The following is a 24,297-nucleotide window of genomic DNA, read 5'->3' as shown; positions in this document are numbered from 1 at the left end:
GCAAAACAAACAGGTACGGGGCGCGCCACGGGGTAGCCGAGCGCCGGGCTCGGTTCACGCGCCCCGCTCCCGCTTCGGCAGATCGCCGGACGTGCCGAAATTTACCTATCAATCACGAGCGGCACAGGAAGACCGTTTTCATACTGTGAAACGACCTGCCGTCACGCTCCGGTGGCGGGCCGGTGAGCGGCGCTTGCGGGGATGCGACGGTGCACGTTGTCGCGTTTGCTGGGCCCTGGCTCGGCCTCGGCGATCCAGGGGCCGGGGATGGACGGATCCAGTACGCCTTCCTCCAGCCAGGTGAACTCGCCGTCCAGGACCTGCTTGGCCAGCTTGGAGTCCAGTGCGTCGGTGTTGCGCCAGAGCCCGTCGAACAGTTCCTCGACGCGGACCCGTGCCTGCCGGCAGAACGCGTCCGCCAGCCTGACCGCCGACGACCCCGGCAGGGTTGCGGTCTCACCCGCCAGTGGCGTGCCGCCGCTCTGTCCGTCGGCGTGGGCGCGGACGCACACGGCGCTCATCGCGAACAGTTCGGCCCCGATGTCGACCATGCGGCCGAGGAAGCCCTGCTTGTATTCCAGGCGCCCCTGCCAGCGTCCGGCCGCGTAGAACGTGGAGCGGGCCAGCTTGCGGGACGCGCGCTCGACGTAGCGCAGGTGCTTGGCCAGCGGGCCGAACTCTCCGTACGCGCCGGGCCGCTGTCCCGCGCCCGTCACCAGGGTCGGCAGCCAGCGGGCGTAGAAGCCACCGGCGCGGGCCACGGCGCGCGCCTTCCGGCCGCGGGACGCCTCCGGGTCGATGATGTCCCCGGCCACCGACAGGTGCGTGTCCACCGCCTCCCGCGCGATCAGCAGGTGCATGATCTCGGTGGAGCCCTCGAAGATCCGGTTGATCCGCAGGTCGCGCAAGAGCTGCTCGGCCGGTACCCCGCGCTCGCCCCGGGCGGCCAGTGACTCGGCGGTCTCGAAACCGCGTCCGCCGCGGATCTGCACGAGCTCGTCGACGACCCGGCAGGACATCTCCGAGGACCACAGCTTGGCCAGCGCCGCCTCGATCCTGATGTCGTTGCGCTCGTCGTCGGCGAGCTGCCCGGACAGGTCGTGCATGGCCTCCAGCGCGTACGAGGTGGCGGCGATGAACGCGACCTTCTTCGCGATCGCCTCGTGCCGTCCGATGGGCCGGCCCCACTGGACGCGTTCCCGGCTCCACTCCCGCGCGATCTTGGTGGCCCATTTGGCGGACGCGGCGCAGACCGCGGGCAGCGACAGCCGCCCGGTGTTGAGCGTGGTGAGCGCGACCTTCAGCCCGGCGCCCTCGGCCCCGATCAGGTTGGCCTTCGGGACCCGCACCTGGTGGAACCGGGTGACGCCGTTCTCGATGCCGCGCAGCCCCATGAACGCGTTGCGGTTCTCGACGGTGATCCCGGGGCTGTCCATGTCGACGACGAACGCGGAGATGCCGCCCCGGTGCCCCTCGGACTCGGGGACCCGGGCCATCACCACGACGAGGTCGGCGACGACGCCGTTGGTCGTCCACAGCTTCACGCCGTCCAGGACGTAGTCGTCGCCGTCGGGCACGGCGGTGGCGTGCAGCCGCGCCGGGTCGGAGCCCACGTCGGGCTCGGTGAGCAGGAACGCGCTGATCTGCCTGGCGCAGCGCGGCAGCCAGGTCTCCTTCTGCTCGGCCGTGCCGAACAGTTTGATCGGCTGCGGTACGCCGATGGACTGGTGCGCCGACAGCAGCGCCGCCAGCGCCGGGTTCACCGAGCCGACCACCATCAGCGCGCGGCCGTAGTAGAGCTGGCTGAGTCCGAGCCCGCCGTAGCGCTCCGGGATCTTCATCCCGAGCGCGCCCAGCTCGCGCAGGCCGTCGATCACCTCGTCGGGGATCCGCGCCTCCCGTTCGATCCGCGCGGGATCGATCCGGGTCGCGCAGAACTCCTTGAGCCTGGCGAGGAACCGTTCACCCCGCTGGGCGGCGGCCTCGTCGGGACGTGGATGGGGATGGACGAGATCGAGCCGGAAGTCCCCGAGGAAGAGCTGCTTGCCGAAGCTCGGCAGACGCCATTCGGCGTCGCGCGCCTCCTCGGCGACCTTCCTGGCGGTGCGTTCGTCCACTGTGCGCTCGGTGGCCTCGCCGCTCGTCTGGCCGCTCGTCTGGCTCATACCGGCTCCTGGATCCGGGGCGTTCGTCCGGGCCTCTCTCGCAAGTTACTCCCGAGTCGTACCCTTGAGTAGACCCATCATTCGGTTCCGGGCGGCGGGCGCGGACGGCCACGTTGTGGCGAGTGTCGGCAAAGACCTTGACCTGGGCTGTGCGGAAGGGTTCGCTGTCCGTGATGGACGAGACACGGAAACCGACCCTCATCGCCTCGGTGCAGCGGGCGCTGCGCCTGATGGAGGCGGTGGCTTCGCATCCCAACGGCGCCCCGGCCAAGCAGCTTGCCCGCGAGGCCGGCCTTCCGCTCGCCACCGCCTACCACCTGCTGCGCACCCTGGCCCACGAGGGGTACGCGATGCGGCTGTCCGACGGCGTGTGGGTCCTCGGCGACCGCGTCCAGTCCTTGCACGGACGGAGCAAGGCCCAGCAGACCCTCGCCCGGATCCGCCCCACGCTGATCGCGCTGCGCGACGAGCTCGGCGTGGCGACGTACTTCAGCATGCACGTGGACGACGAGATCCGCGTCGTCGACATCGCCGACGGCCCCCGCGCGCCCCGGGTCGACCTGTGGGTCGGCTTCGACGAGGCGGCGCACGCCACCGCGATCGGCAAGTGCGTGCTGCGCCAGCTCAGCGAGGACCGCCGCCGCGACTACGTGGCCAGGCACCCGCTGGTCGACCTGACCCCCAACACCATCACCGACGAGCGGCGTCTCCTGGAGCTGCTGGCCGAGCCCGCCACGGTGTCCCTGGACCACGAGGAGTACGCGCTCGGCACCGGCTGCGCCGCCGTGCCCGTCGCCGACGCCGCCGGCACGGTCGTGGGCGCCCTCGCCGTCTCCTGCCGCGCCGGGCGGCTCCCGAAGATCCAGGCGTCCGCGCACCGCATCCAGGCCACCGCCGACCGCATCCAGCGGGCCCTCAGCCTGGCCGTCTAGCGGCCCTTGAAGTCGGGGGTCCGCTTCTCCAGGAACGCGGAAACGCCTTCCTTGGCGTCCTCGCCGGCGGCCAGGGCGACCAGTTCGCCCAGCAGGTACTCCACCTGCTCGTCCAGCGGACGGCCCTCGATGGCGAAGAACGCGTCGCGTCCCCTGCGCAGCCCGAGCGGGCTCTTGGCGGCGATCGCCGCGGCCAGCTCGTCCACGCGGGCGTCCAGGTCGGCGCGCGGGACGACCTCGGTGACCAGGCCGATCTCACGGCCCTCGGCGGCGCTGATCCGCTGCCCCGTGTAGTACAGCTTGAACGCGTGCTTGGGCGGCACGTTCCGGTTGACGATCGCCATGATCATCATCGGCCAGAGCCCGACGTTCACCTCCGGCGTCCCGAGCGTGACATCGTCCGCCGCGACCACCAGATCGCAGGACGCGGCCAGCCCGAGCCCGCCCGCGACCGCGTGCCCGGCCAGCCGCGCGATGATCGGTTTGCCGAGCGCGGGGAACGCCGTGAACAGCCGGTAGGGGGCGCTGCGCCGGATCGCGTCAGGGTCGGCGACCGGCCGCCCGTCCGCCTGGGCCTCGCCGAGCCCGCCGAGGTCCGCCCCGGCGCAGAAGGCCCGGTCGCCCGCCCCGGTGAGGACGATCACCCGCACGCCGTCGTCGTCCCTCGCGCGGGCGAACGCGGCCAGCAGTTCGTCGATCATCCGGTCGCTGAGCGCGTTGCGCGCCTCCGGCCGGTTGAGGGTGATCCGGGCGATCCGCTCGGTGACCTCGTACAGGATCGTCTCGTCCATGGCCCAGCCCGCTCCCCAGCCGTCCGACGACATCGGCCATCGCGAGACGATGGCGCGTCCGCACGCTCCGGCGGCCGGTCCACGGGCCGCCGGAGCGTGCGGGCCGGGCCGCTAGAGCCGCTCGATGATAGTGGCGTTGGCCTGGCCACCGCCCTCGCACATGGTCTGGAGGCCGTACCGGCCGCCGGTGCGCTCCAGCTCGTGCAGCAGCTTGGTCATCAGGACGCCGCCGGTGGCGCCGAGCGGGTGACCCAGGGCGATCGCGCCGCCGTTGGGGTTGGTCTTCTCCAGCGACGCGCCGGTGTCCTTGGCCCAGGCCATCGGGACGGGGGCGAACGCCTCATTGACCTCGAAGACGTCGATGTCGTCGATCTTCAGGCCGCTTCTGGCCAGCGCCTTCTCGGTGGCGGGGATCGGGCCGGTCAGCATGTAGACCGGGTCCGACCCGCACACGGCGAGGGTGTGGATCCGCGCCCGCGGGGTGAGGTTGTACCGCTTGACGGCGTCCTCGGAGGCGATCAGCAGCGCCGAGGCGCCCACGGAGATCTGCGAGGCGACGGCGGCGGTGATGTCCCAGCCCTCGCGCAGCGGCTTGAGCTCCGCCATCTTCTCCAGTGAGGTGTCGGGACGGGCGCCCTCGTCCTTGGCGAGCCCGGCCAGCGGGGCGATCTCCCGGTCGAAGTACCCGGCCTCGATGGCCTTGCAGGCGCGCCGGTGGCTCTCCAGCGCGTACTCCTCCAGGTCCTGGCGCTTGAAGCCCCACTTCTCGGCCATCAGCTGGGCGCCGCGGAACTGCGAGATCTCCTGCTGGCCGTACCGCTCGGCCCAGCCGTCGCCGTACGGGAAGGGCATCCCCTTCTCCAGGGCCATGGCGACCGAGGACCCCATCGGGACGATGGCCATCTGCTCGACGCCGGCGGCGACCACCAGGTCCTGGGTGCCCGACAGCACGCCCTGCGCGGCGAAGTGGACGGCCTGCTGGGACGAGCCGCACTGCCGGTCGATGGTCACGCCCGGCACGCCCTCGGGCAGCCCGGCCGACAGCCACGCGGTGCGCGCGATGTCCAGGGACTGCGGGCCGACCTGCATGACGCAGCCCATGATGACGTCCTCGACCGCGGACGGGTCCGCCCCGGTACGGTCGATCAGTTCCTTGAGCACGTGCGCCCCGAGATCCGCGGGGTGGACATCTTTGAGGGCACCCTTCTTGGTGCCAACGGGGGTACGGACCGCGCCGACGATGTAAGCCTCGGCCACTGCGCCTCCAATGTGGGTCGGGTTCCGTCCCGGAAACCGAAACCGATTCGGTTGGTCGGTACGAGGTTACCTCAGGCTAGGTTCGCGGCTCCTGCCGGATGGCCTCCGCGCCCGTCTCGTCCCACAGCGACTCCTCGGCCAGCCGGGTGAGCAGGGACGCCAGCTCGGGATGCTCCTCGGGGGACCAGCCGGTCAGATGGCTGGCCAGGGCGGCGCGCTGGGCCTCGACCAGCTTGCGCTTGACCTCCCTGCCCCGCTCGGTGATCCTCAGCGTGCCGTCGTCCTCCCGGACGACCAGCCCGGCCTCGACCAGGCGGTCGATGAACGGCCGTCCCCGCTCGACCGGGACGTCCGCCAGCGCGGCGAGGTCGGCGCCGGCGATCGGCGATCGTGAGATCCGGCACAGCGCCCACATGCTGCCCGCGGGCAGGTCCACGCCCGCCAGGGAGCCGAGCCGCGCGTACATCTCCTTGGCGTGCGGGTCCCTGCGCATCAGCTCGCTGAGGGCCCGCAGCATCTCGTCCCTGGACGAGCCGCTGGTCGGCGCCGGCCCGACCGCGTCCTCGACGCCGCGGGCCTGCGCGGTCTCCCGCAGCGGCAGCTCGCGCAGGAACCAGGTCAGCACGAACGCGACGGCCGCCACCGGGACCGCCCACAGGAACACCGACCCGATGGACTCGGAATAGGCGTGGATCAGCATGGCGTGCAGCCGCGGCGGCAGCCGGTTCAGGGTCGTCGGGTCGGCCTGCGCCGCCTCGGGACTGAATCCCGGCGGCAGCCTGGCGCCGCGCAGCAGCTCCTCGGTGTTCCGCGCGAGCGCGCTGCTGAAGATCGAGCCGAACACCGCCACACCGAACGACCCGCCGATCTGCCGGAAGAACGTCACCCCGGACGTGGCCGCGCCCAGGTCCTCGTACGACGACGCGTTCTGCACGGCGATGATCAGCACCTGCATCACCATGCCGAGGCCGAGGCCGAGCAGCGCGAAGCGCAGGCTCGCCGACAGCGCGCCGGTGTTCTCGTCCATCCGCGAGCACAGCCACAGCGCCACCGCGATCAGCGGCGTGCCCAGCACGGGGAACACCTTGTAGCGCCCGGTACGGCTGATCACCTGGCCCGAGGACACCGAGGCCGTCAGCAGCCCGGCTATCAGCGGCAGCAGATGCAGCCCGGACGTGGTCGCCGACACGCCGTTCACCACCTGGAGGAACAGCGGCAGGAAGGTGAGCGCCCCGAACATCGCGAAGCCGACCACCGCGCTGATCGCCGAGCCCACCGGGAACGTCGCGTTGGCGAACAGCCGGGGCGGCATCACCGGCTCGGCCGCCCGCCGCTCCACCCGTACCCACGCCGCGATCAGCAGCACCGCCGCCACCGCCAGGCCGATGATCTCCGGGGACAGCCAGTCGTACTGGGTGCCGCCCCAGGTGGTCAGCAGCACCAGCGCGACCGCCCACCCCACCAGCAGCACGATGCCCGCGTAGTCGATGCGGTGCCGCTCCCTCCGGGACTCCCCGTGCAGGACGGCGGCGATGGTCACCAGCGCAAGGATCCCGATCGGCAGGTTGACGTAGAACACCCAGCGCCAGGACAGATGGTCCACGAACCACCCGCCCACCAGCGGCCCGACCACGCTGGCCACCCCGAAGACCGCGCCGAACATCCCCTGGTAGCGGCCGCGCTCGCGGGGCGGCACCACGTCCCCCACGATCGCGATCACGAGCACGATCAGCCCGCCGCCGCCCAGCCCCTGCACGGCCCGGAAGATGATCAGTTCGAGCATGTCCTGGGCGAGCCCGCACAGCGCCGACCCGACCAGGAAGATGACGATCGAGGTCTCGAACAGCCGCTTGCGCCCATACTGGTCGCCCAGCTTTCCCCACAGCGGCGTGGACGCGGTCGCCGCCAGCAGGTACGCGGTGACCACCCACGACAGGTGGTTCAGCCCGCCGAGCTCACTGACGATGGTCGGCAGCGCCGTGGACACGATCGTCTGGTCCAGCGCGGCCAGCAGCAACGTCAGCATCAGCGAGCCGAGGATCACGTACAGGTCCCGGCCCTTTGGCGTGGACGCCGGCGGCCCACCGAGCGTCGCGCCCCCGGTAGTCATGCCGGTCCCCTACCCAGCCAAGATCCCCCATCACGGGGGCCCGCCGGGGCGGTCGCGCCCGCGCGGCGCCGCGCTCAGAGGAGGTCGCGTGTCACCTTGGCGGTGCCGAGGGCGGTGCAGCCTCCGGCGACGGCGGTCGCGCCCGCGGTGACCCAGAGCGGCAGTCCCTTGCGCGAGCGCAGGGCGTTGAGCGTGTCGAGACCGTCCACGGCCAGCCCTAGCCGCGCCCACAGTTTGCGGTTCGGCTCCTTGCTGAGCAGGTAGCCGGCGCCGAGCGCGATCTCCCTGGCGGCGAACATCCGGGTGACGAAGTCACGGCCCGGGTCGCGGCCCTTCCCCATCCCCATGAGCCGGACGGTCAGTCCCGGAAGGGTGAACGCCGCCACGCCCAACACCACCCGTCCCCGGGCCAACTGGAGCATCAGATCGTCCACCGTGTCCCGCTTCTCGTCTTCCTTCGCATCTGCCACGCTGCGAGGCTATCCCCGCACCGAACGAAATTCGACCGTCTAGTCTGTCGGTCATGGAAGGGATCCTCTCCCTCGCCGTCGTCGCCCTGCTGGGCGCCTTCGTGGTGCGCTGGACCGCGTCGAAGCTACGCCTTCCCGTCCCGGGCCGCGCGGCGGTCATCACCGTGTTCGTCCTCGTCGTCCTGGCGCTGTGGGGACAGAGCCTGGACTGACGAAGTCCGTACCGGGGAGGTGAACAAACCTCGGGGACGGGGAGTCATAACCTTCGAGACCGGCTTCGACCCGGCTCGGCCGCCGGTACGCGACGCCTGCGGTCCGAGCGCCCCGCAACCTGAAGCCGCCCGGAGCCGAGGAGAGCAGACGTGCCGAGACCGGCGACGATCACGCAGGCCCCCGCGGCCCCCATCGCCCCCCACCTGCGGCGCCTGCTCGACTTCGCCGAACCCGAACCCGACGACGTCTGCCTCGACGTGGCGCGCGGGCGCGGGCCGATGCCCGCGGCCCTCTCACCGCAGGTCCGCCATGTGACCGCGGTGGACGCGCTGCCCCACCGATCCTCCGGCGGTGGACGCGACGCCGGGGGGCGCACGTCCACCGTGACGTTCGGCACCGGCCCCGTACGGCTCCCCGGGGTCCCGGAATACCGCCCGAGCAGGGGCGACGGCGGCGGCTCCGGGCAGGGCGGGGATCCGCCGCGGACCGGCGGCGCGCGGCGGGCCGGCGCCACGCGCCAGGACATCGCGATCGCCAGGCGGGGCACGCCCGACCCGGTGCGGGTCCGCGCCGACGCCACCGCCCTCCCGTACCGCGACGACAGCTTCAGCCTGGTCACCGCCCGGTTCTCGCTCTACACGCTGGGCGAGCCCGAACGCGTTCTGCGCGAGTTGCTACGGGTGTGCAGGCCCGGCGGACGCCTGATCATCGCCGATCTGGTGCGCGGCAACCTGGCCCAGCCGGACCGGGACAGGCTGGAACGGCTCCGCGACCCCGACCATCCCGGCACCCCGTCCATCGCCGCCGTCACCGACCTGATCACTTCCGCCGGCGCCAGCATCCGCCGCCTGGACGTGTTCACCGTGGAACGTCCCCTGGAGCCGTGGCTGGCCGGGGCGCGCGACCCGCAGGCCGCCGACCGGATCCGCGCCGCGCTGCTGGACGAGGTCGACGGCGGCCCCCGCACCGGCGCCAAACCCCGCATCATCAACGGGGAGCTCTGGTTCACCCAGTCCTGGGCGCATGTGGCCGCCGAGCCCATTTGACCGGGCCCTTCCGTTCCCGTGGGCGCCTCGGGCGTAGCGTTGTGGCATGCGGGCTTGGGTGGTGGAGAAACCGGGACCGATACAGGACGGGCCGATGCGGCTCATCGATCGGGACGTCCCCGAGCCCGGTCCCGGCGAACTGCTGGTACGGGTGCTGGCCTGCGGCGTGTGCCGCACGGACCTGCACGTGGCCGAGGGCGACCTGCCCGTCCACCTGCCGCGGGTGACCCCGGGCCATCAGATCGTCGGCGAGGTGACCGCCGCCGGACCCGGCTGCCTGCACGACGTCGGCGACCGCGTGGGCGTGGCCTGGCTGCGCGGCACCGACGGCGCCTGCAGGTTCTGCCGCCGCGGCAGCGAGAACCTGTGCCCCAACTCCCGCTACACCGGCTGGGACGCGCATGGCGGGTACGCCGAGTACGCCATCGCCGTCGACGCGTTCACCTACAAGCTGCCGGAAGGGCTCGACGACGTCGAGGCCGCGCCACTGCTGTGCGCGGGGATCATCGGATACCGGGCGTTGCGCCGTGCCGAGCTGCCACCCGGCGGGCGCCTCGGCCTGTGGGGGTTCGGTGGTTCCGCGCATCTGGCCGCGCAGGTCGCGCTCGCCGAGGGCGCCGAGGTGTACGTCTTCACGCGCGGCACGGCGGCCAGGGAACTGGCGCTGACCCTCGGCGTCACGTGGGCGGGCGACGTGTACGACGCGTCGCCGTGCCCGCTGGACGCGGCGGTCACGTTCGCCCCGGCCGGGGAGACCGTCCCGGCCGCGCTGAGCGCGCTCGACCGCGGCGGCACCCTCGCCATCGCCGGCATCCACCTCAGCGACGTCCCCGTGCTGAACTACGAGAAGCACCTGTTCCAGGAACGGCAGGTCCGCTCGGTCACCTCGAACACCCGCGCGGACGGCGAGGAGTTCCTGCGGCTCGCGGACCGGATGCGGGTGAGGGCCACGACCCGCCCGTACCCGCTGGACGAGGCCGACACCGCCCTGGCGGACCTGTCCGCCGGGCGGTTCACCGGGGCGGCCGTGCTCGTCCCCTGACGCGGGTCAGGAGGTCAGGGCACGAGGCGGCGTCAGGAGGTGAGCGGCAGCTCGAACCAGACGGCCTTGCCGTCGGCGGTGGGACGGGCGCCCCAGCGGCTGGCGAGCTGGTCGACCAGGTAGAGCCCCCGGCCGCCCTCGTCCGTCTCGCCCGCGCTGCGGATCCGGGGCAGCCTCATGTCGGAGTCGAACACCTCGACCCAGATCGCCTCGGCGCCGCGCCGCAGCCGCAGCCGGAACTCCTTGGACGGCGGCTCCCTGCGCCCCAGGTCGGCGCCCAGGTTCCAGTCGTCCTCGTCGAACGCGCCCGGGCCGTACCCGGGGCCTCCGGGGTCGCCGTCGCCGTACTCGCCGGACCCGGTGTTGAACTGCACCAGCGGCATCCCCTCCAGCACCAGCTCGCGGCGCGGCGCGGGACTGGTCGAGGCGTGCAGCACCACGTTCGTCACGATCTCGGAGACCAGCAGGCAGGCCAGCTCCGCCTGCTCGTCCAGCATGCCCCACGCCGCGAAGGTGTCGGCGGCCAGGCGGCGCGCCTCCGACACCATGATCGGCTCGGCCGGGAAGGTGCGCTCCTCCACGGCCAGCTCCTCGGCCGCGGTACGGATCACCACGATCGCGACATCGTCGTTGATCTCGCCGGGGATGGCGTCGTAGGCGGCCCTGGCGATGTCCTCCACGTTCCCGCGCGCGACCTTCTCCACGGCGGCCCGCACCTGCTCACGGGCCTCCTCGCGGCTGTGGTAGTCGCCGTCCTCCCTGGCCCGCCGGTCCACCAGGCCGTCGGTGTAGAGCACCAGCGTGGCGCCGGGCTTCAGCTCGGCGGTCTCCTCGGTGAAGAAGATCTCCCCGCCCATCCCGGCGGCGCGGACGCCCAGCATGGCGCCCTCGCTCTCGAACGTCAGCTCGCCGACCTCGCCATCGGCGATCAGCAGTGGCGGGTCGTGCCCGGCGTTGGCGAACTCCAGCACCCGCGACCAGGCGTCGTACACGAAGTACGTGCACGACACCAGCGGGGGGCGGACCAGGTCGTCGCTGTTCCAGCCGGAGCTGATGCGCTCGGGACGGGTCATCGTGCGCACCCACTCGTCCAGCTTGCGCAGGATCTCCGCGGGCGGCTTGTCGTCCTGGGCGAACGCCCGCAGCGCCGCCCGGAGCTGGCCCATCACGGCGGCGGCGCGGGCGCCGCGGCCCTCCACGTCGCCGATGACCAGCCCGACCCGCCCGGCCGACAGCGGGATCACGTCGTACCAGTCGCCGCCGACCTGGGTCTGGATGCCGTGCCCGTGCGACTCCAGCGGCCGGGCCGGCTCGTACCGCCAGGCGATCTGCAGGCCGTCCAGCCGGGGCGGGCGCTCCCCGGGGAGCAGGTGCTTCTGGAACGCCAGCGCGGTCTCCCGCTCCTCCTCGAACAGCAGCGAGTTGTCCACCGCCAGCGCCACCCGGCTCGCGATCGCGCCCAGCAGGTCGCGGTCGAACCCGTCGTAGTGCGGGTCGGCGCGCTTGGTGAGGCTGGACAGCGCCAGGCTCATCACGCCCAGCAGCTCGCCCCGCACCAGCAGCGGCGCGGCGATCACCGAGGTGATGCCCAGTTCGTCGCCCAGCCGCTTGCCGGCGTCGTTGGGCGCGGAGAACCGGTGCTGCACCATGTCCTCGACGAGCACCGCGTCACGGCGCTTCATCGCCTTGGCGTTGAAGTGGTCGGGCGGGTAGCTCACCGGCTCGCCGACCTCCGCCCAGGTGCCCGGCGGCGGCTCCCACCCTCCGGCGTGCCACGACACCCGGCGGTAGAGCCGGTCGCCGCTGAACAGGTCGATGAAGCAGTGGTCGGCGAACTGCGGCACCAGCGTGTCGGCCACCCGGCGCAGCGTGGTCTGCAACTCCAGCGAGCCGCTCAGCCGCTCGCCGATACGCTCCATCAGGCCGTAACGCTCCTGCTCGCGCTGGTTGCTGCGCAGCGCCTCACGGGCGAGGATCACCACCCCGTCGACCGCGCCGGAGGGATGGCGCAGCGGGACGGCGTGCGCGCGGGTGTAGACGGAGGTGCCGTCGGCCCGCAGGTTGCAGAAGGTGCCCTCCCACACGTTCCCTTTGAGCACGTGCCGGGCCAGCTCGGTGGCCTGCTCGTGGTCCTCCTCGGCGATGCCCAGCGACAGCACCGAATGCCCGATGATCTCGTCGCCGCCGAAGCCGAACAGCTGCCGCGCGAAGGCGTTGGCGTAGATGACGTTGCTGAAGCGGTCGCACACCACGACCGCCATCTCCATCTGGTTCAGGACGGTCTCGGGCGGCAGGTGCGCATCGAACGGCGACTCCCCCCAACGCTTCATACGCCCACCCTGCTCACCGAAGTCACTGCGGTACGGCTCCTGTCATAGATGCCGTCGTCGTTGCCTTCGCCGCCCTCGTCGCTGCCGTACGCCGCGGCGCGGACGTCCGCGGAGCCCCCCGGAACGCGATCACCGGGCTTCGCACCGCCGATGCCGCGCGCACCTCACTGGTATTGAACGACGAAGTCGCCACCCGGATACGCGCGATCCGCACGCCGATATGGAGATCTTCGGTATAGACCGCTCCAGGGACGGCTCCGGCGGAGCGTCCACCTGGGTGCAGCGGTGGAAGGGCCGCGCTGTCCCGCGGGCACGGTTCCGCGGGCCTCGGGTCGTCACCGGGGGCTGACGAACACGTGCTCGGCGATGTCGCGGGAGAGCTCGGTCGCCGGACCGCCGTCCTCGTCGTCACAGGTCACCCGCACACCGTCGTCGCTCTCCAGGAGGGTCACCTCCCGTCCGGGCTGTATCCCGATCTGCTTGAGTTTAAGCATCAGATCGCTGTCGCTCTGCACCTGCTCGCTGATCCGGCGGATCACGGCGGGCGCGCCGGACGCGGTGGCCACCTCGGTCATGACGGAGACGGGGGCCTGCGACTCCTCACCGTGGCCGCCCAGCTCGTCCAGGCCGGGGATGGGGTTGCCGTGCGGGCACGAGGTCGGGTTGTCCAGCAGGGCCACCAGCCGCCGCTCGACCTCCTCCGACATCACGTGCTCCCAGCGGCACGCCTCGATGTGGACGTCCTCCCAGGGCAGGCCGATCACGTTGACCAGCAGACACTCGGCGAGGCGATGCTTGCGCATCACACGGGTGGCCAGCCCGCGCCCGCTCTCGGTCAGTTCGAGGTGACGGTCGCCCTGGACCCGCAACAGCCCGTCGCGCTCCATCCGAGCCACCGTCTGACTCACCGTGGGACCGCTCTGCGAGAGCCGCTCGGCGATGCGCGCGCGGAGGGGGACGATCCCCTCCTCTTCGAGCTCGAACACCGTCCGGAGGTACATCTCGGTGGTGTCGATCAGGCCGTGTGAGGTCACAGCTCCCTCCAGTCTTGTGAGCACGAGTTTACTTGCCCGGACCCGTCCAGGGAGTGCGCGCGAACATATCCCCCGCACGGCGGGTAGGACGTAACGCACGATGGACGCCGATTCTTCCCATGACGCCACCCCCTACCTGCCGAAAGACCCCGAGGAGCGGCATGATCTGGAGGCCCTGAGGCGGGCCTCGGAGCGGTGCGAGGGATGCCCTCTCCACGAGAACGCCACCCAGACGGTCTTCGGCGCCGGTGAGCCGGGCGCCCGGGTCGTCTTCGTGGGCGAGCAGCCGGGCGACCAGGAGGATCGCAAGGGAGCCCCGTTCGTCGGCCCGGCCGGGCGGATCCTCGACCGGGCCCTGGCCGAGGCCGGCATCGACCGGCACGACGCCTACGTCACCAACGCCGTCAAGCACTTCAAGTTCAAGCACACCGCGAGCGGCGGCAAGCGCCGCATCCACGAGACGCCGAACGCCGGTGAGATGCGGGCCTGCCGGCCCTGGCTGCTGGCCGAGCTGCGGGCGCTGGACCCCGAGGTCGTGGTGGCGCTGGGCGCGGTCGCCGCGAAGGCCCTGCTGGGCGGCTCGTTCCGGGTGACCAGGCAGCGCGGCGAGCTGCTGCCGCTGCCCGATCTCGACCTGATCGGGCGGCCCAAGGCCGCGAAGGTGGCCGCCGAGACGGCCGCGCGGGAGCGGCGCGCCCGCGACCCCGGGGAGGCGGCCGGCGCCGAGATCCGGCTGCTGGCCACCATCCATCCCTCGGCCGTGCTGCGCGCGGACGACCGCGACGCCGTCTACGCCGGCCTGGTGGACGATCTCAGGGTCGCCGCGGAGGCGCTCGCCTAGTCCGCGGGACGGTCGGTGGCCGGGGCGTCGGAGTCGACCCGTACGGGCCTTGCCGTGCGGGTGTCGTACCGCAGGAGGGCCGGCACGGCCAGTGCCGCGATCACGACGAGCACGGCGCAGGCCAGGCCGCCGCCCACCCAGGAGACCGTGGCGCCCGCCACCGCCGCGGTGGCACCGGCGCGCACGTCCCCCAGCCGCGGGCCGCCCGCGACGACCACGACGAACACGCCTTGGAGGCGGCCGCGCATCTCGTCGGGCGCGTACGTCTGGAGCATCGTCTGCCGGAAGACCGCCGACACCAGGTCGGCCGCGCCGCCGACCGCCAGCAGCACGACGGCCAGCCACAGGCTGTGCGCCAGCCCGGCGGCGGCCACGGCCAGCCCCCACACCACGATCGAGCCGATCAGCGCCAGGCCCTGGCGGTGCACGCGGCCGATCCAGCCGGACACCAGCCCGCCCGCGAACGCGCCGATCGCGATGGACGCGAACAGCCAGCCCACCGCCTCCCCACCGCCGAAACGGGTGTCGGCCAGCTCGGGGAACAGCGCCCGGGGCATCGCCACGGCCATCGCGATGATGTCGACCACGAACGACATCAGCAGCACCGGCTGGGTGGCCAGGTAGCGTAAGCCCTCGATCACCGAGCGCAGCCCCGGCGTGCCGGTGATCCTGCCGAGCGGCGGGATGGCCGGCAGCCGCAGCGCCGCGTACAGGCCGACCGTGAACAGCACGGCGTCCAGCGCGTAGGCGGCCGAAAAGCTCCAGCGGGCCAGCAGCACCCCGGCGAACAGCGGCCCGGCCAGCATCCCGATCTGGCTCGCGGTGAAGTTGAGCGTGTTGGCCGCCGGGACCAGCGGCGGCTCCAGCAGCCTGGGGATGATCGCGTTCCGGGTCGGCGACGAGATCGCGAACCCGGTGGCCTGCACCGCCACCACGCCCATGATCAGGCCGAGATTCTCCAGCCCCAGCAGCGCCTGGGCCAGGAGCAGCAGCGTCGACACCCAGGTCACGCAGGACGACACGAACAGCAGCCTGCGCCGGTCCATGTGGTCGGCGACCGCGCCGCCCCACAGACCGAAGACGATCAGCGGCACCAGGTTGACCACGCCCAGGACGCCGACCCAGAACGACGAGCGTGTCATCTCGTACACCTGGACCGGCACGGCGACGGCGGTGACCTGGAAACCGATGAACGACACGCCTTGGCCGAGCCACAGCCGCCGGTAGGCGGGGGAGCGCAGCGGCCTGACGTCGATGGCGATGCCGCTGAGCCCGATCCCGCGGAGCCTGCGGCGGTCGCCACGCCGGACGGGATCGGGTTTGTCTGACTTCACGGAGAAAGTCTCTCCACCTTCCAGATCGCGCCGCGTCCCGGGGTGCCCGGCGGAACGCAGCGGTAGCGCAGCCGGTCGTGCAGGCGGTTGGGACGGCCCTGCCAGAACTCGATCGTCTCCGGGACGACCCGGAACCCGCCCCAGAAGTCGGGCAGCGGCACCGCGTCCTCACCCGCGCCGTCCTCCGGCCCCCCGGGCGTGGTGGCCGGATCCGGCCACCGGCGGGCCAGCTCGGCCCAGCGTTCCTCCAGTTCCGCGCGTCCCGAGATCACCGCGGATTGGCGCTCGCTGGCCCAGGCGCCCAGCCGCGAGCCATAGGGACGGGTGCGGAAATAGGCCGCGGTCTCCTCCCGGGAAAGCCGTTCGACGGGCCCGTTCACGATCACCTGGCGATGCATCGAATGCCACGGGAACACCAGCGCGGCCCTGGGGTTCTCGGCGAGCTCCCGTCCCTTCCTGGAGGTCAGGTTCGTGAAGAACCTGAACCCGTCCGGGCCGTATCCCTTGAGCAGCACCGTCCGCACGCTCGGCACCGCCCGCGCCGACGCCGTGGCGAGCACCATCGCGTTCGGCTCCGGCAGCGCCGCGAGTCCCGCCGCGTCGGCGAACCAGGCCGCGAACATCTCCAGCGGGTCGGCGGGAAGGGCCTCCTCCGCGAGCTCCCCGCCCTCATAGGTTTTCCGGAGCCCCGCCGGGTCGGGTGTCGGTTTTTCCACGAAGACCGACTCTCTCACCTGCGGTAGTGCATCTCAAAGGGACCTGGGTACTCCTCAGTAGGACGGACAGGGTTCAATGGCACGGCACCGCCTTATCACTAGCAGGAGAAAGGCAGGACACCATGTCCGACTTCAAACCCGGTCTCGAAGGGGTCGTGGCCTTCGAGACCGAGATCGCCGAACCGGACAAGGAAGGAGGCGCCCTCCGCTATCGCGGCGTCGACATCGAGGACCTGGTCGGCCGCGTCTCCTTCGGTGACGCCTGGGGCCTGCTCGTCGACAACAGCTTCACCCCCGGCCTCGCCCCCGCCGAGCCCCACGTGCTCCCGGTGACCTCCGGTGACGTCCGCGTGGACGTGCAGAGCGCGCTGCCCATCCTGGCCCCCGCGTACGGGATGCGCCCCCTGCTGGACATCTCCGACGAGGAGGCCCGCGCCGACCTCGCCCGAGTATCGGTCACGGCCCTGTCGTTCGTGGCGCAGTCGGCCCGCGGCGTCTCGCAGCCGATGGTGCCGCAGTCGCGCATCGACGAGGGCGAGACCATCACCGAACGGTTCATGATCCGATGGCGCGGCGAACCGGATCCCAAGCACGTCCAGGCCATCGACGCGTACTGGGTGTCGGCCGCCGAGCACGGGCTCAACGCCTCCACCTTCACCGCCCGCGTCATCGCCTCCACCGGAGCGGACGTGGCCGCCAGCATCTCCGGCGCGATCGGCGCCATGTCCGGCCCGCTGCACGGCGGCGCGCCAGCGCGGGTGCTGCCGATGATCGAAAAAGTGGAGCAGCTCGGCGACGCCCGCAAGGTCGTCACCGGCATCCTCGACTCCGGCGAGCGGCTGATGGGCTTCGGCCACCGCGTCTACCGCGCCGAGGACCCGCGCGCCCGCGTCCTGCGGCGCACCGCCAAGGAGCTCGGCGCCCCCCGGTACGAGGCCGCCAAGGCCCTGGAGGACGCCGCCCTGGCCGAGCTGCGCGAGCGCCGTCCCGACCGCGCGATCGAGACCAACGTCGAGTTCTGGGCGGCGGTCATCCTCGACTTCGCCGAGGTCCCGACCGGGATGATGCCCGCCATGTTCACCTGCGGCCGTACGGCGGGATGGGCCGCCCACATCCTGGAGCAGAAGCGCACCGGCCGCCTCGTCCGCCCCAGCGCCCGGTACGTCGGCCCCGGCACCCGCTCCATCGACGAGGTCCCCGGAGCCGCCGAGGTCCTCAAGAGGTAAGCGCCAGAGCAAGCCGTCCCCGGGACCCCCGTCCCCCGACCTTTCCGAGCCCCACGAGCCCACGGTTCCCGAGCCCGACCGCGTTTTGCCATTCTTGGCACGTGACCGACGACGACGCCGACCCCCTCGAAGGGGCGCTGGAAGGCGACATCGGCCCGGCGCCCGGCGTCGGCGAGGGACGCCGGGCGGACCAGGCCGAGGAGCTGCGGCGGTACGAGGCGGAGCGAGAAGAGAGGCGGCGCCGCACCAACGCCGTTGCGGGGCGCCTCACCCTCGTCCTCATGGCCGCCCTGCTGGGCTTCCTGGCCTACGACTCGATCACCACGGCCGTCAAGGCCCACGGCCGCGACGACCCCTGGCTCTACCCGCCCGCCACGATCGCGGCGCTCTGCCTGACCGGCCTCGCGGCCCTCGGCGGCTGGGCCCTCCGCCACCGCCGGTGACCCGCGTACGCACGTCAGGGGTCCGCGGCCAGAGCCCGTGGGAGACGCTGTAGCCTTTTTCGAGTGACCGAGAGCGCCAAACCAGCCATTGTCCTTCCCGACGACCTCAAGCCCGCCGACGGGCGGTTCGGGTGCGGCCCGTCCAAGGTGCGGGCCGAGCAGCTCGCCGCGCTGGCGGGGTCCGGGGCGACGTACATGGGGACCTCGCACCGGCAGAAGCCGGTCAAGTCCCTGGTCGGACGGGTCCGCGCGGGCATGTCGCAGCTGTTCTCGCCGCCCGAGGGATACCAGGTCCTGCTCAGCAACGGCGGCACCACGGCGTTCTGGGACGCCGCCGCGTTCGGTCTGGTCCGGTCGCGGTCGCAGCACCTGTCGTTCGGCGAGTTCTCCAGCAAGTTCGCCAAGGTCACCAAGGGCGCGCCCTGGCTTGAGGACCCGTCGGTGATCGCGTCCGACCCCGGCACCCACCCGCTGCCGCGCGCCGAGGACGGCATCGACGTCTACGCCCTCACCCACAACGAGACCTCCACCGGCGTGGCCATGCCGATCAAGCGGCCGGCGGGCGCGAGCGCCGAGGAGGCGCTGGTGCTGGTGGACGCCACGTCCGGCGCCGGCGGGCTGCCCGTGGACGTGAGCGAGACCGACGTCTACTACTTCGCGCCGCAGAAGAGCTTCGCCGCCGACGGCGGGCTGTGGGTCGCGCTGGCCTCCCCGGCCGCGCTGGCCAGGATCGAGGAGATCGCCTCGTCCGGCCGGTACATCCCCGAGTTCCTCAACCTGAGGACCGCGGTCGACAACTCCGCGAAGGACCAGACCTACAACACCCCGGCCGTCGCGACGCTGCTGCTGCTCGCCGAGCAGGTCGAGTGGATGAACGAGCAGGGCGGCCTGGCCTGGACCACGGCCCGCACCGCCGACTCCGCGCAGCGGCTCTACACCTGGGCGGAGAAGTCCTCGTTCGCCACGCCGTTCGTGGCCGACCCGGCGCAGCGCTCGAACGTGGTCGGGACCGTCGACTTCACCGACGAGGTCGACGCCGCCGCCGTCGCCACGACGCTGCGGGCCAACGGCATCGTCGACACCGAGCCGTACCGGAAGCTGGGCCGCAACCAGCTGCGCATCGGGATGTTCCCGGCGGTGGACCCCTCGGACGTCGAGGCCCTGACCGCCTGCATCGACTACGTCGTCGAGCGCCTCTAGACGACGGTCGGCAGGGGACCCGTGCCGTTGCCGCCGATCATCTGGTGACGCAGCTCGGCGCGGTCACGGGCCCTGTCCTCCGGGGTGAAGCCGGTCCACACCCGCTCGTCCAGGTCGATGGGACGGACCATCGGCCTGAACGTGGCGCCGGCCAGCACCTGCGGCCGCCCCCTCACCAGGCCGGTGTGCAGGTACGTGCCCTCGCGGAGCATGACGACGGTGGCGAAGCGGACACGGGTGTGCCGCTCGACCTCCCGGAACCAGCGGGGGTTGGACGCCCAGTAGAGGTTGTGCTCGGTGTCCACGGCGACGTACAGGGGGCTGAGCGCGGCGCGGGCCAGGTGCACCCGGTCGGGACGCGACCGGTCGACCCAGGCCAGGGCCGCCCGCCCGACCACGGTGGACAGCGCGCCGGTGATCTCCCGCGGGGTGCGCCTGCGGGCCAGCACCTGGAAGATCCGCTCGCTGTCGGTGGTGCCGGTCGCGGGCGGCAGCTCGTACAGCGTGCGCAGCAGCCGCGCGTCCACGTCCCCGTTGTGGGTGGCGACGATGCCGGGAGGGGCGGGCACGCCGGGCGCCGGGCTCGGGGACGGGACGAGCAGTGGGCCGGCGTTGGCCGGCTCGTGCCGGGACCCCTGGGTCGCCCAGCGGGTGTGGCCCATGGCCACCGGCGCCTCGTCCAGCGGTTCGAGGAGGTCGGGCCGCCAGGTGCCGGAGAACGCGCCCCGGCCCTTCACGACGCGGCAGCCGGCGTGCAGCAGGTCGGAACGGACGCCGTCCACCTCGCCGACCGGGGCGAGGGCCTCGCCGTCCTGCGCCGGGTGGCCCGTGAAGAGGGCGATGCCGGCGGAGTCACGGCCGCGCTCCTCGGCGAGGGTGCCCAGCGCCACGAACGCGTCCGACGCCTGGGCGGGGTGCTCGGCCCCGGCCGAGCGCAACAATCCGAACAAGCCGCACATGCAGTTTTCGACGCCGACCGCCGGAGTCCGGTTCGGGGCCCCGGCACGGGCGCGGGATGGCGTGCGTCACGTACGGGACCGGCCAGCGCGGGGCGGAGGGGCCGCCGCCGGAGTGGATTAAGCTCGATGCCGTGAACCGTGCGCCCCGATGGCTCCTCCCGACCGTGCTGACCGCGCTGATCCTGTGCGTGGTCGCCGGCGCCGTGTTCGGCTGAGGGAGGCCCGGCCACGGGGCATGCGGTGATCGTTTCGGCGCGGGAACGGGGGATGATCGGAGTATGCCAGCGCGCCCGTCACGTCCCCGGCGACGACCCGGCCCGGGACCCGGAGCCCCGCCCGCCCTCCCCGCGTTCCTCGCGGCCTCCGCCCTGCTCGCCGGCTCGATCCTGATCGCCGCCCCGCGGCCCGCGTCCGCCGCGCACGCCCCCGGCAGGGGTGCGCGGGACGACGCGAAGGTCGCGTTCACCGTCGCCGATCCCCGGATCAACGAGTCCAGCGGGCTCGCGGTGAGCCGCAGGCACCGGGGCGTCGTCTACACCCACAACGACTCCGGCGGCGTCGCTCAGATCTTCGCCCTGGGCCCGGACGGCAGGACGCGCGCCGTGCTGAGCCTGGCGGGCGCCCGTGCCCGCGACTGGGAGGCGATGGCGATGGGACGGGACGAGCGCGGCAGACCGGCGATCTTCGTGGCGGACATCGGGGACAACCTCGGCGGGGCCTGGCCGTACGTCACCGTGTACCGGGTCACCGAGCCCGCGAGCCTGCGCACCAGGACGCTGCGCGCGACCGCGTTCCGGTTCACCTACGAGGACGGTCCGCGCAACGCCGAGGCCATGATGATCGACCCGCGGACGAACCGGCTCTACATCGCCAGCAAGCTGTTCACCGGCGCGCTGTACCGGGCGCCCGCGAAGCTCAGCACGGAGCGTGCCAACACCCTGCGCAGGGTCGGCGACGCGCCCACGCTCGCGACCGACGCGGCGTTCGCGCCGGACGGCCGCACCTTCGTCATCCGCAACTACTTCGGCGCGCGGATCTACCGGATGGGCGCCGACGGGCGGCCCGGCCGCTCGCTGACCTCGGTGGGGATACCCGCGCAGGAACAGGGCGAGTCGATCACGTACACGGCGGACGGGCGGTGGCTGCTGGCCGGTTCGGAGGGCGTCTCGCAGCCGGTGTACCGCGTGCCGGTTCCCGAGGAGGCGCGGCCGTCCCCCAGCACGACCTCCAGCGCGTCCCCGCAGGCGAAGCGGGACGCCACCGAGGGCCGGCGGGACTCGACGGGGGCGAGCGTCGGGCTGTTCGTCGCCCTGGGCGCGACGGCGGCGCTGGGTTACGCGCTGCTGCGCAGGCGATCATGATGGAGGGGCGGGACGTCCGCCACCTCCGGGCGTGCTGCGGAGGGCGGCGAAGGAGACCGGACGCGCGAGAGGATGCCTGCTGTGGAGCATGAGCTGGTGGGCCTGCGCGGTCCCGGCGGCCGGTGGCGTCCGGTCGCCGCGGGACCGTTCACCCTGCTCGCGGTGGTCCTGGCGTTGCTGCCGATCCGTCCGGTCTGGCTGTGGGCGGCGCTGATCGTCGCGGTGGCGGCGCTGCCGTGGGCGCTGGGCGCGTCCCCCGAGGCCAGACGGCGCCGCCCGCGCCCGTACTGGCGGCTGTCGGCCGAGGGGCTGGAGAGGCTGGGCCCCGGCGGCCTGCCGATGATCCGGTACGAGCGGGCCCGGGTCGAGGGCCTGGCCGTGACGATGGGCGACAACGTCCTGACCGTCCTGCACAAGTTCGGCCGGACGCCGATCGGGACCCTGGACTCGATGGGGTTCGAGCCGCTGCCGCTGTTCGTGACGGCCCGGCGGCTGGGCATCCCGATCCACCTGCTGGACGGTGACGCCGCCGAGCTGGCCGAGGCGCCCGTCCCGTCCGGCGACGGCCCCGACGACCTCGGCCTGCCCCGCCATCAGGTCGCGGAGCAGCGGCTGCTCGACCAGGAGGCGAAGCTGCTGGCCGCCGCGCACGAGCCGCCGCGCGGCCCGGTCGCCACGGCCGAGCCCGCCGAACCCGCGGTCACCGTCGAGTCCTCCGCGTCCGGGACGGACGCCGAGAGCCCCGCCGGACCGGCGGAGACCCCCGGGGCGCCCGCCAACCCCGTGGGGACGGTGGAGCGGGAGCCCGCGGCCTCCCCCGCGCCGCGCGAGCCGGTGCGGCTGGCGACGCCGGAGCCGCTGCCCAGCCGCCGCAGGGTCGTGGCGCTGGGCGTGCTGACCGTGCTGCTCGGCGCGATCATGATCGCGCGGATCGCGGTGGAGGGGACCGGCGGGTTCGGCGCCAGGCTGGCGGCGGCCTGCTGGGCGCTGGCGGCGATCGGCGCGGTGCTGCTGGCGCGGCGGCGGCTGCTGCGGGACGCGCGGATCCGGTGGACGATCTCCGGCGACCGGCTGGAGGTGCGCGGCGTCCCGCGGACGCGGCAGCCCGTGCGGCTTCCGGCGGCGCGGGTCGCGGCGCTGGTCACCGGTCCCGGGCTGCGGCCCGACCCGCTGACCGGCGAGCCCCGGCGCGCCGACCCGGCGGTGCTGGCGTTCGATCACCGGCTGCGGCTGATCGCCCGGCTTCCCGCGCACGGGCTGGACACCTTTCAGCTCGCGCACGCCCTCGACGACCACGGCTACCGGGTGATCACGCCGGGGGCGCGGCAGCCGCGCACGCCCGAGTACGGCCTGGACGGGCTGCCCGAGATCTTCGCGCAGGTCCCCGGCGGGCGGCTGGTGGTGGCCGATGGGGGCCTCGGCTGGGCGGACGCGGCGGGCGACGTGGTGCTGCGCATGCCGGAGGACCGGATCGGCGGCATCGAGCTGCTGACGATCTCCGGGCACGCCTGGGTCCGGCTGTACGACTCCGAGGGCGACGAGTTCTTCGCGGCGCCGCTGTCCACGCTGCGCATCGCGCGTACCGACCTGCGCGAGTCGGCCCGGCGGGCGGGGCTTCCGGTGACCGACGCCGAGTACGACGCCTATCTGTCCGCCGCGTTCCATTCGGCCGTGGCCACGCTGTCCTCGCCGGAGTCCGGTTCCGCCGTTCCCCCGGCGGAGGGGGGCACGGCCGCCCAGGCGGAGCGTGCCAATCCTGCGGACGCGCCGGGCACCCTGCTGGACGCGACGCGCCGTTCCCGGCTCGGGACGTACCTCGTGAGCGTCCTGCTGTGCGAGCTGGTGGCGCTGCTCGGCGCGATCTGGCTCGGCCCGGACGTCGGCGGGTTCACCGCGGCGGCGAGCTGGTCGGTGCCGTCCGGGGTGCTGGTGGGCCTGGGAGGCTACTGGCTGTACGACCGCAACCGGTCCCAGTTGCGCGTCTCGACGGCGGGACTGGCGGTCGTCACCCGCCGCGGCCGGGTCGAATGGGATCTGGCCCGCGACCGGGTCGGCGGCGTCGGCATCGACGAGACCGGCGACCGGATGCCGCGGCTGGTGGTGTGGAGCCCCGCGGGGCGGGTGCTCCGCCAGGTGGGGTTCCCGCCCGACCTGGAGGAGCTGCGCCGCGCCTGCGAGCGGTACGGGCTTCCCTGGGGTCCGCCGGACGCCGACCGTCCCGCTCCCCCGCCGCCCGAACTGTGATCAGACGTCCTTGGGGGGACGCAGCGACCAGGTCTTGATGGGCTGGTACTCGACCTGGGTGCGTCCCTTGCCCGGCAGGCGGCTCTCCATCAGGTGGACCGAGTCGGCCGTCCACGGGCTACCGGCGAACGTCTGGAGCGGCTCCAGCAGCGGCCGGACGTCCACCGGGACGCGGGCGCGTGCCAGCGTCAGGTGAGGACGGAACGTGCGGTGAGTGTCGGGCGGCGTGCCCGCCCTGCGTCCCGCCGCGCCCGCCGAGGCCGCCAGCCGGGCCAGCTTGCGGCGGTCGCCGTACAGACCCGACCACAGCACGCGGGCGTGCTTGCCGGTGCCGGGGAACGCGCCGGCGCCCGCCAGCGACAGGGACAGGTGTTCGTGGCGGCCCACGGCCCGTTGCAGCCGCGGAAGCAGCCGCTGCAGGGTGCGGTCGTCGACGTCACCGAGGAAGGCCAGCGTGACGTGCAGCAGGTCCCGGCGAACCCAGCGAAGCTGTGGCGGCTTCGCGCGGAGCGGGGAGATGAACTCCTCGATCTCGTCGAGGACCTCCGGTGGCGGCACCAGCGCCACGAAGAGTCTCATGGAA

The 24,297-nt window shown here is 72.9% G+C and carries 22 protein-coding genes; 11 read left to right on the top strand and 11 right to left on the bottom strand.

What is annotated here, in order from left to right; all coding sequences use genetic code 11:
• Positions 1–161 precede the first annotated feature (161 nt).
• A complete protein-coding gene (locus tag ACGWYJ_RS31900; protein ID WP_395110154.1) occupies positions 162–2,165 on the bottom strand; it encodes an acyl-CoA dehydrogenase family protein in 2,004 nt (667 codons plus the stop codon).
• A 173-nt stretch (positions 2,166–2,338) separates the two neighbouring features.
• Here ACGWYJ_RS31900 and ACGWYJ_RS31895 point away from each other — a divergent pair, with 173 nt between their 5' ends.
• The gene (locus ACGWYJ_RS31895) at positions 2,339–3,097 is read left to right on the top strand and encodes an IclR family transcriptional regulator (protein WP_285696877.1); all 759 of its coding nucleotides are present in this window, start codon (positions 2,339–2,341) and stop codon (positions 3,095–3,097) included.
• Here ACGWYJ_RS31895 and ACGWYJ_RS31890 read toward each other — a convergent pair.
• The 4 genes from ACGWYJ_RS31890 to ACGWYJ_RS31875 all read right to left on the bottom strand — a co-directional run bounded on the left by ACGWYJ_RS31890 (position 3,094) and on the right by ACGWYJ_RS31875 (position 7,725).
• Positions 3,094–3,888: an enoyl-CoA hydratase-related protein gene (locus ACGWYJ_RS31890; protein ID WP_395110153.1), complete on the bottom strand. Its 795-nt coding sequence runs from the start codon at positions 3,886–3,888 to the stop codon at positions 3,094–3,096. The genes ACGWYJ_RS31895 and ACGWYJ_RS31890 overlap by 4 nt on opposite strands.
• A 111-nt stretch (positions 3,889–3,999) precedes the next feature.
• Positions 4,000–5,145 carry an acetyl-CoA C-acetyltransferase gene (locus tag ACGWYJ_RS31885; RefSeq protein ID WP_395110152.1) on the bottom strand — a complete coding sequence of 382 codons (1,146 nt, stop codon included), beginning with the start codon at positions 5,143–5,145 and terminating at the stop codon, positions 4,000–4,002.
• Between the two features lie 76 nt (positions 5,146–5,221).
• Positions 5,222–7,255 (bottom strand): MFS transporter, encoded by a 2,034-nt coding sequence (locus ACGWYJ_RS31880; RefSeq protein ID WP_395110151.1) that lies wholly within the window; start codon positions 7,253–7,255, stop codon positions 5,222–5,224.
• A gap of 74 nt (positions 7,256–7,329) precedes the next feature.
• On the bottom strand, positions 7,330–7,725 hold the full coding sequence (locus ACGWYJ_RS31875; protein WP_395110150.1) for a hypothetical protein: 396 nt from the start codon (positions 7,723–7,725) through the stop codon (positions 7,330–7,332).
• 53 nt (positions 7,726–7,778) lie between these two features.
• Between ACGWYJ_RS31875 and ACGWYJ_RS31870 the strand changes: the two genes are divergently transcribed.
• The 3 genes from ACGWYJ_RS31870 to ACGWYJ_RS31860 all read left to right on the top strand — a co-directional run bounded on the left by ACGWYJ_RS31870 (position 7,779) and on the right by ACGWYJ_RS31860 (position 10,026).
• A complete protein-coding gene (locus ACGWYJ_RS31870; RefSeq protein ID WP_395110149.1) occupies positions 7,779–7,937 on the top strand; it encodes a hypothetical protein in 159 nt (52 codons plus the stop codon).
• Positions 7,938–8,087: 150 nt separating this feature from the next.
• Positions 8,088–8,984 (top strand): class I SAM-dependent methyltransferase, encoded by an 897-nt coding sequence (locus ACGWYJ_RS31865; RefSeq protein WP_395110148.1) that lies wholly within the window; start codon positions 8,088–8,090, stop codon positions 8,982–8,984.
• A gap of 46 nt (positions 8,985–9,030) precedes the next feature.
• Entirely contained in the window at positions 9,031–10,026 is a 996-nt protein-coding gene (locus tag ACGWYJ_RS31860; RefSeq protein WP_395110147.1) for a zinc-binding alcohol dehydrogenase family protein, read from the top strand.
• A gap of 32 nt (positions 10,027–10,058) precedes the next feature.
• On the opposite strand, the gene ACGWYJ_RS31855 is transcribed toward ACGWYJ_RS31860, so the two are convergent.
• Together ACGWYJ_RS31855 and ACGWYJ_RS31850 are read right to left on the bottom strand one after the other, a co-directional pair.
• Positions 10,059–12,356: a SpoIIE family protein phosphatase gene (locus tag ACGWYJ_RS31855; protein ID WP_395110146.1), complete on the bottom strand. Its 2,298-nt coding sequence runs from the start codon at positions 12,354–12,356 to the stop codon at positions 10,059–10,061.
• A 335-nt stretch (positions 12,357–12,691) separates the two neighbouring features.
• The gene (locus tag ACGWYJ_RS31850) at positions 12,692–13,390 is read right to left on the bottom strand and encodes a metal-dependent transcriptional regulator (protein WP_395110145.1); all 699 of its coding nucleotides are present in this window, start codon (positions 13,388–13,390) and stop codon (positions 12,692–12,694) included.
• A gap of 100 nt (positions 13,391–13,490) precedes the next feature.
• On the opposite strand from ACGWYJ_RS31850, the gene ACGWYJ_RS31845 reads away from it, so the two are divergent.
• A complete protein-coding gene (locus tag ACGWYJ_RS31845; protein ID WP_395110144.1) occupies positions 13,491–14,231 on the top strand; it encodes a UdgX family uracil-DNA binding protein in 741 nt (246 codons plus the stop codon).
• Here ACGWYJ_RS31845 and ACGWYJ_RS31840 read toward each other — a convergent pair.
• Complete coding sequence (locus tag ACGWYJ_RS31840) at positions 14,228–15,565, bottom strand: MFS transporter (RefSeq protein WP_395110143.1); 1,338 nt, start codon at positions 15,563–15,565, stop codon at positions 14,228–14,230. The genes ACGWYJ_RS31845 and ACGWYJ_RS31840 overlap by 4 nt on opposite strands.
• The gene (gene pdxH / locus ACGWYJ_RS31835) at positions 15,562–16,299 is read right to left on the bottom strand and encodes a pyridoxamine 5'-phosphate oxidase (RefSeq protein WP_395110142.1); all 738 of its coding nucleotides are present in this window, start codon (positions 16,297–16,299) and stop codon (positions 15,562–15,564) included. The genes ACGWYJ_RS31840 and pdxH overlap by 4 nt, the downstream gene beginning before the upstream one ends.
• A gap of 104 nt (positions 16,300–16,403) precedes the next feature.
• On the opposite strand from pdxH, the gene ACGWYJ_RS31830 reads away from it, so the two are divergent.
• From ACGWYJ_RS31830 to serC, 3 genes are all read left to right on the top strand, one after another.
• Positions 16,404–17,507: a citrate synthase 2 gene (locus tag ACGWYJ_RS31830; protein WP_395110141.1), complete on the top strand. Its 1,104-nt coding sequence runs from the start codon at positions 16,404–16,406 to the stop codon at positions 17,505–17,507.
• Positions 17,508–17,608: 101 nt separating this feature from the next.
• Positions 17,609–17,950, top strand: a complete 342-nt coding sequence (locus ACGWYJ_RS31825; protein ID WP_395110140.1) for a hypothetical protein — start codon at positions 17,609–17,611, stop codon at positions 17,948–17,950.
• A 63-nt stretch (positions 17,951–18,013) separates the two neighbouring features.
• The gene (gene serC, locus ACGWYJ_RS31820) at positions 18,014–19,150 is read left to right on the top strand and encodes a phosphoserine transaminase (protein WP_395110139.1); all 1,137 of its coding nucleotides are present in this window, start codon (positions 18,014–18,016) and stop codon (positions 19,148–19,150) included.
• Here the strand turns inward: serC and ACGWYJ_RS31815 are convergent.
• The gene (locus tag ACGWYJ_RS31815) at positions 19,147–20,100 is read right to left on the bottom strand and encodes a hypothetical protein (RefSeq protein ID WP_395110138.1); all 954 of its coding nucleotides are present in this window, start codon (positions 20,098–20,100) and stop codon (positions 19,147–19,149) included. The genes serC and ACGWYJ_RS31815 overlap by 4 nt on opposite strands.
• Positions 20,101–20,165: 65 nt before the next feature.
• Between ACGWYJ_RS31815 and ACGWYJ_RS31810 the strand changes: the two genes are divergently transcribed.
• The 3 genes from ACGWYJ_RS31810 (at position 20,166) to ACGWYJ_RS31800 (ending at position 23,714) form a co-directional block, all read left to right on the top strand.
• Complete coding sequence (locus tag ACGWYJ_RS31810; protein ID WP_395110137.1) at positions 20,166–20,324, top strand: hypothetical protein; 159 nt, start codon at positions 20,166–20,168, stop codon at positions 20,322–20,324.
• Between the two features lie 63 nt (positions 20,325–20,387).
• Positions 20,388–21,470, top strand: a complete 1,083-nt coding sequence (locus ACGWYJ_RS31805) for a hypothetical protein (RefSeq protein WP_395110136.1) — start codon at positions 20,388–20,390, stop codon at positions 21,468–21,470.
• Between the two features lie 81 nt (positions 21,471–21,551).
• The gene (locus tag ACGWYJ_RS31800) at positions 21,552–23,714 is read left to right on the top strand and encodes a hypothetical protein (RefSeq protein ID WP_395110135.1); all 2,163 of its coding nucleotides are present in this window, start codon (positions 21,552–21,554) and stop codon (positions 23,712–23,714) included.
• Here the strand turns inward: ACGWYJ_RS31800 and thpR are convergent, their stop codons facing one another.
• Positions 23,715–24,293 (bottom strand): RNA 2',3'-cyclic phosphodiesterase, encoded by a 579-nt coding sequence (gene thpR / locus ACGWYJ_RS31795; protein ID WP_395110134.1) that lies wholly within the window; start codon positions 24,291–24,293, stop codon positions 23,715–23,717. It abuts the gene before it with no gap.
• Between the last annotated feature and the right edge of the window lie 4 nt (positions 24,294–24,297).

The sequence above is a fragment of the Actinomadura sp. SCN-SB genome (assembly GCF_043906805.1).
Lineage (GTDB): Bacteria > Actinomycetota > Actinomycetes > Streptosporangiales > Streptosporangiaceae > Spirillospora.
Note: the sequence above shows the minus strand (reverse complement) of the source record. Positions and strands in the feature narration are given on the sequence as shown.

Excerpts from the sequence above, each read along its gene's own strand:
- ACGWYJ_RS31895 (WP_285696877.1), top strand. The coding sequence starts at position 2,339 with ATGGACGAGACACGGAAACCGACCCTCATCGCCTCGGTGCAGCGGGCG.
- ACGWYJ_RS31855 (WP_395110146.1), bottom strand. The coding sequence starts at position 12,356 with ATGAAGCGTTGGGGGGAGTCGCCGTTCGATGCGCACCTGCCGCCCGAG.
- ACGWYJ_RS31845 (WP_395110144.1), top strand. The coding sequence starts at position 13,491 with ATGGACGCCGATTCTTCCCATGACGCCACCCCCTACCTGCCGAAAGAC.
- ACGWYJ_RS31830 (WP_395110141.1), top strand. The coding sequence starts at position 16,404 with ATGTCCGACTTCAAACCCGGTCTCGAAGGGGTCGTGGCCTTCGAGACC.
- ACGWYJ_RS31900 (WP_395110154.1), bottom strand. The coding sequence starts at position 2,165 with ATGAGCCAGACGAGCGGCCAGACGAGCGGCGAGGCCACCGAGCGCACA.
- thpR (WP_395110134.1), bottom strand. The coding sequence starts at position 24,293 with ATGAGACTCTTCGTGGCGCTGGTGCCGCCACCGGAGGTCCTCGACGAG.
- ACGWYJ_RS31890 (WP_395110153.1), bottom strand. The coding sequence starts at position 3,888 with ATGGACGAGACGATCCTGTACGAGGTCACCGAGCGGATCGCCCGGATC.
- ACGWYJ_RS31810 (WP_395110137.1), top strand. The coding sequence starts at position 20,166 with ATGGCGTGCGTCACGTACGGGACCGGCCAGCGCGGGGCGGAGGGGCCG.
- ACGWYJ_RS31880 (WP_395110151.1), bottom strand. The coding sequence starts at position 7,255 with ATGACTACCGGGGGCGCGACGCTCGGTGGGCCGCCGGCGTCCACGCCA.
- ACGWYJ_RS31860 (WP_395110147.1), top strand. The coding sequence starts at position 9,031 with ATGCGGGCTTGGGTGGTGGAGAAACCGGGACCGATACAGGACGGGCCG.
- ACGWYJ_RS31870 (WP_395110149.1), top strand. The coding sequence starts at position 7,779 with ATGGAAGGGATCCTCTCCCTCGCCGTCGTCGCCCTGCTGGGCGCCTTC.
- ACGWYJ_RS31805 (WP_395110136.1), top strand. The coding sequence starts at position 20,388 with ATGCCAGCGCGCCCGTCACGTCCCCGGCGACGACCCGGCCCGGGACCC.